This window comes from Inquilinus sp. (genome assembly GCF_057815775.1).
Map to the genome: position 1 here is coordinate 1 of NZ_JBYRFX010000106.1, position 12,508 is coordinate 12,508.

12 protein-coding genes and 3 tRNA genes are annotated in these 12,508 nt (G+C 65.4%); all 15 read left to right on the top strand.

What is annotated here, in order from left to right:
* On the top strand, positions 1–869 hold an 869-nt coding region (gene tig, locus AC3XYG_RS03830), incomplete at its 5' end, for a trigger factor (protein ID WP_489138488.1).
* Between the two features lie 85 nt (positions 870–954).
* Positions 955–1,575 (top strand): ATP-dependent Clp endopeptidase proteolytic subunit ClpP, encoded by a 621-nt coding sequence (gene clpP / locus AC3XYG_RS03835; RefSeq protein WP_489138489.1) that lies wholly within the window; start codon positions 955–957, stop codon positions 1,573–1,575.
* A gap of 192 nt (positions 1,576–1,767) precedes the next feature.
* Positions 1,768–3,033, top strand: a complete 1,266-nt coding sequence (gene clpX, locus AC3XYG_RS03840) for an ATP-dependent Clp protease ATP-binding subunit ClpX (RefSeq protein ID WP_489138490.1) — start codon at positions 1,768–1,770, stop codon at positions 3,031–3,033.
* Between the two features lie 272 nt (positions 3,034–3,305).
* Positions 3,306–5,711 carry an endopeptidase La gene (lon, locus tag AC3XYG_RS03845; protein ID WP_489138491.1) on the top strand — a complete coding sequence of 802 codons (2,406 nt, stop codon included), beginning with the start codon at positions 3,306–3,308 and terminating at the stop codon, positions 5,709–5,711.
* Positions 5,712–5,920: 209 nt separating this feature from the next.
* Positions 5,921–6,214 (top strand): HU family DNA-binding protein, encoded by a 294-nt coding sequence (locus AC3XYG_RS03850; protein ID WP_489138492.1) that lies wholly within the window; start codon positions 5,921–5,923, stop codon positions 6,212–6,214.
* Between the two features lie 87 nt (positions 6,215–6,301).
* A tRNA-Val gene (locus tag AC3XYG_RS03855) sits at positions 6,302–6,377 on the top strand.
* A 148-nt stretch (positions 6,378–6,525) separates the two neighbouring features.
* Positions 6,526–6,602 (top strand) — tRNA-Asp (locus AC3XYG_RS03860).
* Between the two features lie 76 nt (positions 6,603–6,678).
* A tRNA-Asp gene (locus AC3XYG_RS03865) sits at positions 6,679–6,755 on the top strand.
* Positions 6,756–7,085: 330 nt separating this feature from the next.
* Complete coding sequence (locus AC3XYG_RS03870) at positions 7,086–7,454, top strand: NADH-quinone oxidoreductase subunit A (RefSeq protein ID WP_489138493.1); 369 nt, start codon at positions 7,086–7,088, stop codon at positions 7,452–7,454.
* The gene (locus AC3XYG_RS03875) at positions 7,445–8,008 is read left to right on the top strand and encodes a NuoB/complex I 20 kDa subunit family protein (RefSeq protein ID WP_489138494.1); all 564 of its coding nucleotides are present in this window, start codon (positions 7,445–7,447) and stop codon (positions 8,006–8,008) included. Before AC3XYG_RS03870 ends, AC3XYG_RS03875 begins: the two co-directional genes overlap by 10 nt.
* A gap of 15 nt (positions 8,009–8,023) precedes the next feature.
* On the top strand, positions 8,024–8,665 hold the full coding sequence (locus AC3XYG_RS03880) for an NADH-quinone oxidoreductase subunit C (protein ID WP_489138495.1): 642 nt from the start codon (positions 8,024–8,026) through the stop codon (positions 8,663–8,665).
* A 5-nt stretch (positions 8,666–8,670) separates the two neighbouring features.
* Complete coding sequence (locus AC3XYG_RS03885) at positions 8,671–9,852, top strand: NADH-quinone oxidoreductase subunit D (RefSeq protein WP_489138496.1); 1,182 nt, start codon at positions 8,671–8,673, stop codon at positions 9,850–9,852.
* The gene (gene nuoE / locus AC3XYG_RS03890) at positions 9,849–10,694 is read left to right on the top strand and encodes an NADH-quinone oxidoreductase subunit NuoE (RefSeq protein ID WP_489138497.1); all 846 of its coding nucleotides are present in this window, start codon (positions 9,849–9,851) and stop codon (positions 10,692–10,694) included. Before AC3XYG_RS03885 ends, nuoE begins: the two co-directional genes overlap by 4 nt.
* Positions 10,694–11,992, top strand: a complete 1,299-nt coding sequence (gene nuoF / locus AC3XYG_RS03895; RefSeq protein WP_489138498.1) for an NADH-quinone oxidoreductase subunit NuoF — start codon at positions 10,694–10,696, stop codon at positions 11,990–11,992. Before nuoE ends, nuoF begins: the two co-directional genes overlap by 1 nt.
* 10 nt (positions 11,993–12,002) lie before the next feature.
* A partial coding sequence (locus AC3XYG_RS03900) for an NADH-quinone oxidoreductase subunit G (RefSeq protein ID WP_489138499.1) occupies positions 12,003–12,508 on the top strand: 506 nt, incomplete at its 3' end.

Below are 12,508 nucleotides of genomic sequence, written 5' to 3' on the forward strand. Positions count from 1 at the left end.
TCGACTTCGAAGGCAGCCTCGACGGCGCCGCGCCGAGCGAGGAGATGTCCGGCAAGGATCACCGGCTGGAGCTCGGCTCGGGCCGCTTCATTCCCGGCTTCGAAGAGCAGCTGATCGGCAAGAAGGCCGGCGAGCACCTCACGGTGACGCTGAGCTTCCCCGAGGAGTATCCGAGCCCCGAGCATGCCGGCAAGCCGGCGGCCTTCGAGGTCGACATCAAGTCGATCGAGAAGGGCGTGGTGCCCGAGGTGAACGAGGAGTTCGCCAAGGAGCTAGGCTTCGAGGACCTCGAAGGCCTGCGCGGCGCCATCAAGGGCCAGACCGAGCAGGAGTTCGGCCGGATCTCGCGCCTGCGTGCCAAGCGCAAGCTGCTCGACAAGCTGGCCGAGCTGGTCGATTTCGCCGTGCCGCAGGGCATGGTCGATCTCGAATTCGACCAGATCTGGAAGCAGGTGCAGCAGTCGATCGAGACCGGCGCCGAGGACAACCCGGACAAGAACAAGCCGGAAGACGAGCTGAAGGCCGAGTACCGCGGCATCGCCGAGCGCCGCGTGCGCCTCGGCCTGCTCTTCGCCGAGATCGGCCGTGCCGAGAATGTCGAAGTGTCGCAGGAAGAGCTGAATCGCGCCCTGATCGCCGAGGCCCGCCGCTATCCGGGCCAGGAGCAGCAGGTCGTCGACTTTTTCCGCAAGAACCCGCAGGCAATCGAGAATCTGCGGGCGCCGCTGTTCGAGGAGAAGGTCGTCGACGTGATCCTCGGGAAGATCAAGGTCAACGACACCATCGTGACGCCGGAAGAGCTGGCGCGCGACCCGGATGAGGACGAGGCGGGCGAAACCAAGCCTGCCGAAATCGCAACCGACGCTTGATAGGTTGCCGCGCGCCGCGGCACTCCCCTAATGTAGGGAAGAGCCGCGGCGCCCTGCTGGCCCGCGCGAGCCTTCGAGGAACGGAATGCCTCCGTATCAGCTGAGCATGAACGCCCTGGTTCCGATGGTCGTGGAACAGACCAACCGGGGCGAGCGCGCCTATGACATCTACTCCCGTCTCCTGAAGGAGCGGATCATCTTCCTGACCGGGCCGATCTATGACGAGCTTGCGAGCCTCGTCTGCGCCCAGCTCCTGTTTCTCGAATCCGAGAATCCGAAGAAGGACATCGCCTTCTACATCAACTCGCCGGGCGGGGTGATCACGGCGGGCATGGCGATCTACGACACCATGCAGTACATCCAGCCGAAGATCATGACGGTCTGCATCGGCCAGGCGGCCTCGATGGGGTCGCTGCTGCTGGCAGCCGGCGCGCCGGGCAAGCGGTTTGCCCTGCCGAACAGCCGGATCATGGTGCACCAGCCCTCGGGCGGCGCCCGCGGCCAGGCCTCGGACATCGAGATCCAGGCGCGCGAGATCCTGAAGCTGCGCGCCCGCCTCAACGACGTGTACGTCACGCACACCGGTCAGAGCCTTGAGTCGATCGAATCGTCGATGGACCGCGACAAATTCATGTCGGCCGAGGAAGCCAAGGGCTTCGGCATCGTCGACGCTGTCGTGGATCGGCGCCCGACCGTTGCCGAATAATCGATCTCTTTGTCCGCAGCCCTACCGGTCCGGGGCGAAGGGCGCTATCTTGATAGATGATGCTGCGGATCTGCCTTGCGACGGGATGATCTTGTCGCCGGGCGGAATCGCCGCCATCTGGAAGCAACCGCATCCCGGCCTGTGCGCCAGGGGCACGCGGGTCGGTATCGCGGATGCGGAAGTGAGGCAGTGATGGGCAAGACCCCAGGCGGTGACTCGAAGAACACGCTCTATTGCTCGTTCTGCGGCAAGAGCCAGCACGAGGTTCGCAAGCTGATTGCGGGCCCGACTGTGTTCATCTGCGACGAGTGCGTCGAGCTGTGCACGGATATCATCCGCGAGGAAAACAAGACCACTCTGGTCAAGAATCGCGACGGGGTTCCGACACCGAAGGACATCCGCAAGGTCCTCGATGACTATGTCATCGGCCAGGAGCACGCGAAGAAGGTCCTCTCCGTCGCCGTGCACAACCACTACAAGCGGTTGGCGCACGGGCAGAAGACCGGTGAGGTCGAACTCGCGAAGTCGAACATCCTGCTGATCGGTCCGACCGGCTGCGGCAAGACGCTGCTGGCCCAGACCCTGGCGCGGATCCTCGACGTGCCCTTCACCATGGCCGATGCGACGACCCTGACCGAGGCGGGCTATGTCGGTGAGGATGTCGAGAACATCATCCTCAAGCTGCTGCAGGCCGCCGACTACAATGTCGAGCGGGCGCAGCGCGGCATCGTCTACATCGACGAGGTCGACAAGATCAGCCGCAAATCCGACAACCCGTCGATCACGCGGGACGTGTCGGGCGAAGGTGTGCAGCAGGCGCTGCTGAAGATCATGGAAGGCACCGTCGCCTCCGTGCCGCCGCAGGGCGGGCGCAAGCATCCGCAGCAGGAATTCCTGCAGGTCGACACCACCAACATCCTGTTCATCTGCGGCGGTGCCTTCTCCGGCCTGGAGAAGATCATCTCGTCGCGCGGACGGGGCAGTTCGCTCGGCTTCGGCGCCGATGTGCGCGGCCCGGAAGAGCGGACGACCGGCGAGATCTTCAGCGAAGTCGAGCCCGAAGATCTGCTGAAGTTCGGCCTGATCCCGGAATTCGTCGGCCGCCTGCCCGTTGTGGCGACGCTCGACGACCTCGACTCCGAGGCGCTGATCGAGATCCTGTCCAAGCCGAAGAACGCGCTGGTGAAGCAGTATCAGCGGCTGTTCGAGATGGAGGATGTCCATCTCTCGCTGACCGAGGATGCGCTTAAGGGCATCGCCAGCCGCGCCATCCAGCGCAAGACCGGCGCGCGCGGCCTGCGCTCCATCATGGAGAGCATCCTGCTCGAGCCGATGTACGACCTGCCAAGCATGAACGGTGTGGTCGAGATCGTCGTCAACCGCGAGGTGGTCGATGGCCGCGCCAAGCCGCTGCTGATCTACGCGGAGAAACAGCAGGACCGCGCTCCCGGCGCCTGACGACGGGGCTGCGGACAGATCCTGACCGACGTGGCAGCCGATGTCTCCGGACATCGGCTGTTTCGTTTCGTACTGGGCGGAAATGGCCGCCTTTGGCTTGCCACTGTGGCCCGATTGCGCTCTTGTGACTGGATCATGAGGGCTGCAGCATTCCCGTCCCTTGAACGGCCTCCGGTCATCGCCACGTTTACTGGGCGCGCCGGGTCTCTTCCGTCCGGCGCCGGCGCGGCGCCGCTCCTCGGGCCGCTGCCCACTCCACCAAGGCAGAGCACATGTTGAACCTGAACAAAGACACGCTGTATCCGGTGTTGCCGTTACGGGACATCGTGGTCTTCCCGCACATGATCGTGCCGTTGTTCGTCGGCCGCGAGAAGTCGGTGCGCGCGCTTGAGGACGTGATGAAGGAGGACAAGCAGATCCTTCTGGTCACCCAGCGCAACGCCTCGCAGGACGATCCGAATCCCGAAGAGATTTTCGATGTGGGCACGATCGGGACGGTGCTGCAGCTCCTGAAGCTGCCGGACGGGACCGTCAAGGTGCTGGTCGAAGGCGTGCGGCGCGCGCGCATCGTGCGCTACGCCGACAATCCGGATTTCTTCCAGGCGCAGGTCGAGCCGCTCGACGACGTCTCCAGCGACGCGCAGGAGATCGAAGCCCTCGGCCGTGCCGCGGTCACCCAGTTCGAGCAGTACATCAAGCTCAACAAGAAGATCCCGCCGGAGGTGCTGGTCTCGGTCAACCAGATCGAGGACGGCTCGAAGCTGGCCGACACCATCGCCGCACACCTGTCGCTGAAGATCCCCGAGAAGCAGCAGATCCTCGAGATCGCCTCGATCACCGAGCGGCTGGAGAAGGTCTACGGCTTCATGGAGGGGGAGATCGGCGTCCTCCAGGTCGAGAAGCGCATCCGCAGCCGCGTGAAGCGCCAGATGGAGAAGACCCAGCGCGAGTACTATCTGAACGAGCAGCTGAAGGCGATCCAGAAGGAGCTGGGCGAGGGCGAGGACGGACGCGACGAGGCGGCCGAGCTGGAAGAGCGGATCAACAAGGTCAAGCTCAGCAAGGAAGCCCGCGACAAGGCCATGGCTGAGCTGAAGAAGCTCCGCTCCATGAGCCCGATGTCCGCCGAATCGACCGTGGTCCGCAACTACCTCGACTGGATGCTGTCGATTCCGTGGAAGGTCCGCACCAAGGTCAAGAAGGACCTGGCCCACGCCGAGCAGGTGCTGAACGACGACCATTTCGGCCTGGAGAAGGTCAAGGAGCGCGTCCTCGAATATCTCGCCGTGCAGCAGCGGACCAACAAGATCCGCGGCTCGATCCTGTGCCTCGTCGGCCCGCCCGGCGTCGGCAAGACCTCGCTCGGCAAGTCGATCGCCAAGGCCACCGGCCGCAACTTCGTCCGCATGTCGCTGGGCGGGGTGCGTGACGAGGCCGAGATCCGCGGCCATCGGCGGACCTATATCGGCTCGATGCCCGGCAAGGTCATCCAGGGCATGAAGAAGGCGAAGTCGTCGAACCCGCTGTTCCTGCTCGACGAGATCGACAAGCTGGGCGCCGATTATCGCGGCGATCCGTCCTCGGCCCTGCTGGAAGTGCTGGACCCCGAACAGAACAGCACCTTCAGCGACCACTACCTCGAGGTCGACTACGACCTGTCGGACGTGATGTTCATCTGCACCGCCAACAGCCTGCGCATGCCGCAGCCGCTGATGGACCGCATGGAGATCATCCGTATCCCCGGCTACACCGAGGAAGAGAAGGTCGAGATCGCCAAGCGCCACCTGATCCCGAAGCAGGCCGAAGCCAATGGCCTGAAGAAGGGCGAGTGGGCGCTGACCGACGAGGCGCTGCTGGACCTGGTTCGCTTCTACACCCGCGAAGCCGGCGTCCGCAGCCTGGAGCGTGAGATCGCGAGCCTGGCCCGCAAGGCGGTGCGCGAGATCCTGTCGAGCGACACCAAGAAGATCGTCGTCACCCCGGCCGATCTTGAGAAGTACGCCGGCATCCGAAAGTTCCACCACGGCGAGACGGAGCTCGAGGACATGGTCGGTGTCGTCACCGGCCTGGCCTGGACCGAGGTCGGCGGCGAGATCCTGACGATCGAGGCGGTGCCCGTCCCCGGCCGCGGCCGGGTGGTGGCCACCGGCAAGCTCGGCGACGTGATGAAGGAATCGGTGCAGGCGGCGGAGAGCTTCGCCAAGGCCCGGGCCGTGTCCTTCGGCATCAAGCCGACGATCTTCGCCAAGCGGGACATCCACGTCCACGTGCCGGAGGGGGCGACCCCGAAGGACGGGCCGTCGGCCGGTGTCGCCATGGTGACGGCGATCGTCTCGGCGCTGACCGGCAATCCGGTCCGCCATGACGTGGCGATGACCGGTGAGGTCACGCTGCGCGGGCGGGTTCTGCCGATCGGCGGGTTGAAGGAGAAGCTGTTGGCCGCCGTCCGGGCCGGAATCAAGACGGTCATCATCCCCAAGGACAACGAAAAGGACCTTGCGGATGTGCCGGAGTCGGTCAAGAAGGCGCTGACGATCCTGCCGACCGCCGACGTCGAGGAAGTGCTGAAGAACGCCCTGGTGCGTCCTTTGGAACCGATCGAGTGGAAGGAGCCGGATACGGATGACATCGCCCGTGTTCCCGGCGATGGGGACGACGAAGCGGTGATCCGTCACTGAGGGAACGTGGCGGCCTTGGAACTTGGCTGATTTCCATGTGTTTCAAGGCCGCCAACGATTGACCGTGTTTCCCTGATACGCTTAGATTTCGTGACGTTTCGGTGTCGAGAGAGGGCGCATCGAACGGTTGTCGGTATGGAGTGTAACCTAGCCTGTATCCGGCAAACCCGCCGGGACGACCTAACACAGAGCCTGAAGGAGGCCGACACGTGAACAAGAACGATCTCGTCGCACACGTCGCGGAAAGCACCGGTCTGTCGCGTGCCGATGCCGGCAACGCCATCGACAGCTTCATCGATGGTGTCACCAAGACGTTGACGAAGGGGGGGGAAGTCCGCCTCGTTGGGTTCGGCACCTTCGCCGTCGCGGCGCGTGCCGCTTCGGAAGGCCGCAATCCGCGGACTGGCGAGACCATCGCGATTGCCGCTTCCAAGCAGGTCAAGTTCAAGGCCGGCAAGGGCCTCAAGGACTCCGTCAACAGCACCGGCGGCAAGAAGAAGTAAGCGCAGCCTTCGCGGCATTGCTTTGAATCGGCCGGTCGGCGCCCAGGCCCGACCGGCCGTTTCATGTTTGGACCACCAATGGTCCGCGGGCGATTAGCTCAGCTGGTAGAGCATCGGTTTTACACACCGACTGTCGGCGGTTCGAACCCGTCATCGCCCACCATTTTCCCGCCGTGGCGGCCCTTGCCACGGCCTTCGGGCCCGCCGGCGCGGCGGCCCGGAAATTCCCACTCCACCTCAGGGCAATTGTGTTGACAGCCCCCGGTGGAGTGGGTATTTCAAGCGCCTCGCCGCGAGATGCGCGGCCAGATGCGGGTGTAGCTCAGTTGGTTAGAGCGCCGGCCTGTCACGCCGGAGGCCGCGGGTTCAAGTCCCGTCACTCGCGCCACTTCTAATTTTCCGGACCGGTTCCGGGCTCTGGGTCTTTTGCCCAGCCTGCCCGATGGATCGCGACGGCACCCTGCGCGGGTGTAGCTCAGTTGGTTAGAGCGCCGGCCTGTCACGCCGGAGGCCGCGGGTTCAAGTCCCGTCACTCGCGCCACTTCCCCTCACGACTTCATCGATATTTGCGCCACGCCGGCTTCGTCTTCGGACGACGCGTCGTGGCTTTCGGCATATCTGGATTCCGCTCCTGACGGGCCGTTCCTGCCCCAATTGCAAAGCGGAAAGATCCCAGCAAAATCATGCGGTTGATAACCATTCGCAATTAAAGATTGTGGCGGAAATTCGCTTCTCTCGTCCGACATGCGGGCCTATAAAGGCCGCGCCGAGAAGGGCGCCGCCATTGACGGCCTTCCCGACGAAGAAAGGTCTTGGGGTGGAGCGCCTGCCGATCGTGATCGTGCAGGCTCCACGTGTGACGGGTAGAGCGATGACCACCTCTCTAGTGTCGGAATACTTTCCCATCCTGGTCTTCCTGGCGATCGCCATCGTGATCGCGGGCGCCGCGGTCGGCGCGTCCCTGGTCGTCGGCAAGCAGAACCCGGACAGCGAGAAGCTGTCGGCCTACGAGTGCGGCTTCGATGCCTTCGCCGACGCCCGGTCGAAGTTCGACGTCCGGTTCTACCTGGTCTCGATCCTGTTCATCATCTTCGACCTGGAAGTGGCCTTCCTGTTCCCCTGGGCGGTTTCGCTCGGGAAGATCGGCATGTTCGGCTTCTGGTCGATGGTGGTGTTCCTCGGGGTCCTGACCGTCGGCTTCGTCTACGAGTGGAAGAAGGGAGCGCTGGAATGGGAGTGAGCGTCACGCAGCCGACCGATCCGGTCGGCGTGGGCCTGCCCATCCCGCCGGGTGCGGACCAGGACGCGGTGATTCGGGCCGCCAATGCCGAGGTCCAGGACAAGGGCTTCCTGCTGGCCAAGTTCGACTCGCTGATCGACTGGGCGCGCACCGGGTCGTTGTGGCCGATGACCTTCGGCCTGGCGTGCTGCGCCGTGGAGATGATCCACGCCTACATGCCGCGCTACGATCTCGACCGACTCGGCGTCATCCCGCGGCCCAGCCCGCGCCAGTCCGACGTGATGATCGTCGCCGGCACCCTGACCAACAAGATGGCCCCGGCCCTGCGCAAGGTCTACGACCAGATGCCGGAGCCGCGCTGGGTGATCTCGATGGGCTCCTGCGCCAATGGCGGGGGCTACTACCACTATTCCTACTCGGTGGTGCGCGGCTGCGACCGCATCGTCCCGGTCGACATCTATGTCCCGGGCTGCCCGCCGACCGCCGAGGCCCTGGTCTACGGCATCATGCAGCTGCAGAAGAAGATCCGGCGCGGCAACCGGATCATCCGCTGAAGGGCCGGAACCGACATGGCATCGATCCAGGAACTGAGCGACCTCGGAACCGCGCTGGCCGCGGCCTTGGGCGACGGCGTGCTGACCCATGAGGTCTCGCCGACGGCCGAGCTGACACTGACGGTCCATCGCGACGCGATCATCCGGGTGCTGACCCATCTGCGCGACGCGCCGGAGACCCTGTTCGAGCAGCTGACCGACCTCTGCGGCACCGACCATCCCAGCCGGCCGGAGCGCTTCGAGGTCGTCTACCACCTGCTCAGCTTCAGGTTTAACCGGCGGATCCGGCTGAAGGTCGCGACCGACGAGGACACCCCGGTGCCCTCCGCCGCCGGCGTGTTCCCGGCAGCGACCTGGTTCGAGCGCGAGGCCTGGGACCTGTACGGCATCTTCTTCGCCGACAACCCCGATCTGCGCCGCATCCTCACCGATTACGGGTTCGAGGGGCATCCGCTGCGCAAGGATTTCCCGCTGACCGGCTATGTCGAGGTCCGCTACGACTCCGAGCAGAAGCGGGTGGTCTACGAACCGGTGAAGCTGACCCAGGACTTCCGCAGCTTCGATTTCCTGAGCCCCTGGGAGGGCATGACGCGGCCAGGTCCCGCACCCGTGTTGCCGGGTGACGAGAAGGTCGCGCTCAACGAGCCCAAGGCGTAAGCATCATGGTCGAGACCCAGATCAAGCCCTACACCATGAATTTCGGGCCGCAGCACCCTGCGGCCCACGGCGTGCTGCGCCTGGTGCTGGAGCTGGACGGCGAAGTGGTGGAGCGGGCCGATCCGCATATCGGGCTGCTGCATCGCGGTACCGAGAAGCTGATCGAATACAAGACCTACATGCAGGCGACGCCGTATTTCGATCGCCTGGATTACGTCGCGCCGATGAACCAGGAGCACGCCTTCGCCCTGGCCGTGGAGCGGCTGCTCGGCGTCACGGTGCCGGAGCGGGCGCAGTACATCCGGGTGCTGTTCTCCGAGATCGGCCGCGTCCTCAACCACCTGCTGAACATCACCACCTATGCGCTCGACGTCGGTGCGGTCACGCCGTCGCTGTGGGGCTTCGAGGAGCGCGAGCTCCTGATGGAGTTCTACGAGCGGGTGTCGGGCGCCCGGCTGCATGCCAACTACTTCCGGCCCGGCGGCGTGGCCCAGGACATGCCGGCCGGCCTGGCCGACGACATCTGGGCCTACACCGAGCGCTTCCCCAAATTCGTCGACGATCTCGAGACGCTGCTGACCGACAACCGGATCTTCAAGCAGCGCCTGGTCGACATCGGCATCGTGACGACCGAGGAGGCGAAGGCCTGGGGCTTCTCCGGCGTGATGCTGCGCGCCTCGAACGTCTCTTGGGACCTGCGCAAGTCGCAGCCCTACGAGGTCTATGACCGGATGGACTTCGACGTCCCGGTCGGCCTGACCGGCGACTGCTACGCCCGCTATCTCCTGCGGATCGAGGAGATGCGCCAGTCCAACCGCATCATCCGGCAGTGCCTGGAGCAGATGCCGAAAGACGGGCCGGTGAAGTCCACCGACCGCAAGGTGTCGCCGCCGCCGCGCGCCGAGATGAAGCGCTCGATGGAAGCGCTGATCCATCACTTCAAGCTCTACACCGAGGGCTATCACGTCCCGGCCGGCGAGACCTATGCCGCGGTCGAGGCGCCGAAGGGCGACTTCGGCGTCGACCTGATCGCGGATGGCAGCAACCGGCCGTATCGCTGCCGTATCCGCGCCCCGGGCTTCGCCCATCTGCAGGGGCTCGATTTCATGAGCCGCGGCCACATGCTGGCCGATGCGGTCGCGATCATCGGCAGCCAGGACATCGTGTTCGGGGAGATCGACCGATGAGCGCCGTGTCCATCGCGCCGGAGGCTGAGCAGCCGAAGGAATTCGCCTTCACGGCGGAGAATCTCGAGCGGGCGAAGCACATCATCGCCAAATACCCCGAGGGCAAGCAGCAGAGCGCGGTGATCCCGTTGCTCGACATCGCCCAGCGCCAGCACCACAACTGGATCCCGCGGGTGGCGATGGACCATGTCGCGGACCTGCTCGATATGCCGCGGATCCGGGTGTACGAGGTCGCCAGCTTCTACACCATGTTCAACAAGGCGCCGGTCGGCCGCCACTTCTTCCAGGTCTGCACCACCACCCCGTGCTGGCTGCGCGGCTCCGGCGACGTGATGCGGGCGCTGCAGGACAAGGCCGGCTGCGGCAACCACGAGACCAGCGAGGACGGCCAGTTCTCCGTGCTCGAGGTCGAATGCCTGGGCGCCTGCGTCAACGCCCCGATGGTCCAGATCAACGACGATTTCTACGAAGACCTGGACTACGACAAGACGGTCGCGCTGATCGACGCGTTGAAGGCCGGGCAGCAGACCACGCCGGGCCCACAGAACGGCCGCACCAACTCCGAGGCCCTGTCCGGCGCGACCACGCTGCTGGCCATGCGGCCGGGCCATCGCCCGGCGGTCCCGGCCTCGGCCGCGCCGGTTGCTGATGGCGCCAAGGGCGATCAGCCGGATCCGACGCCCGCCGGCAGCGCGCCGCCGGCGCATGAGGTCGCGGCCCAGGCCGAGGCCTCGCCAGGCGCCCATCGCGGCGACGCGGAGCCCGAGAAGAAGGGCAGGCCGGTCCAGAAGGTCGAGCCGAGCGGCGGCCACTCGGGCACCACGGATACGGGAGAGAAGTGATGCTGCGCGACGAAGACCGCATCTTCACCAATCTCTATGGCTGGGACGACTGGGGCCTGGAAGGCGCCAAGCGCCGCGGCATCTGGAGCGACACCAAGGCGCTGGTCGATCTCGGCCGCGACAAGATCATCGACGAGGTCAAGGCTTCCGGCCTGCGTGGCCGCGGCGGCGCGGGCTTCCCCACCGGCATGAAGTGGTCCTTCATGCCGAAGGAGAGCAAGGACGGCCGCCCGAGCTACCTCGTCATCAACGCGGACGAGTCGGAGCCGGGCACCTGCAAGGACCGCGAGATCCTGCGCTTCGACCCGCACCGGCTGATCGAAGGCGCGCTGCTGGCCTCCTTCGCCATGGGTGCGCACGCCTGCTACATCTACATCCGGGGCGAGTTCTACGGCGAAGCCTCGAACATGCAGGTCGCCATCGACCAGGCCTATGACGCAGGCCTGCTCGGCAAGAACGCGGCCGGCACCGGCTGGGACTTCGACCTCTATTTGCATCGCGGCGCGGGCGCCTATATCTGCGGCGAGGAGACGGCGCTGCTGGAGAGCCTGGAGGGCAAGAAGGGCCAGCCGCGCAACAAGCCGCCCTTCCCGGCGGGCGCGGGCCTCTATGGCTGCCCGACCACGGTCAACAATGTCGAGACCATCGCCGTCGTCGGCGAGATCCTGCGCCGGGGCGGCGCCTGGTTCGCCGGCATCGGCCGGCCGAAGAACCAGGGCACCAAGCTGTTCTGCATCTCCGGCCATGTGAACCAGCCCTGCAATGTCGAGGAAGAGCTCGGCATCCCGATGCGGGAGCTGATCGAGCGCCACGGCGGCGGCGTGCGCGGCGGCTGGGACAACCTGAAGGCGGTGATCCCCGGCGGCTCCTCCGCCCCGATCCTGCCGAAGGATGTCTGCGACACCGTCCTGATGGATTTCGACGCGCTGCGCGAGGCCAAGTCGGCGCTCGGCACGGCTGGCCTGATCGTCATGGACAAGTCGACCGACGTGATTTACGCGGTGGCCCGCCTGTCGCGCTTCTACATGCATGAGAGCTGCGGCCAGTGTACCCCGTGCCGCGAGGGCACCGGCTGGATGTACCGGATCATGCAGCGCATGGTCACCGGCAACGCGCGGTCGGACGAGATCGACATGCTGCTCCAGGTCACCAAGCAGATCGACGGCCGCAGCATCTGCGCCCTGGGCGACGCGGCGGCCTGGCCGGTCCAGGCGCTGATCCGGCATTTCCGCGATGAGATGGAAGAGCGGATCCGCGACCACCGCGACCGTGCCCATCGCCGCGAAGCTGCGGAATAGGAACGCACCGATGCCCAAGCTGACGATTGACGGGGTCGAGATCGAGGTCGAGCCGGGCACATCGGTGCTGCAGGCCTGCGAGCGCCTCGGCATCGAAGTGCCGCGCTTCTGCTTTCACGACAAGCTCTCGGTGCCGGCGAACTGCCGCATGTGTCTGGTCGAGATGGAGAAGTCACCGAAGCCGATCGCGTCCTGCGCGATGCCGGCCGGCGACGGCATGGTGATCAAGACCAACACCGATCTGGTCCGCGATGCCCGCCGCGGCATCATGGAGTTCCTGCTGATCAACCATCCGCTCGACTGCCCGATCTGCGACCAGGGCGGCGAGTGCGACTTGCAGGACCAGGCCGTGGCCTACGGCTTCGACCGCGGCCGCTACACCGAAGGCAAGCGCGCGGTCACCGACAAGTATCTCGGGCCGCTGATCGAGACCTTCATGACCCGGTGCATCCAGTGCACCCGCTGCATCCGCTTCATCGACGAGATCGCCGGCGTGCCGGTGCTCGGCGGCGTGAA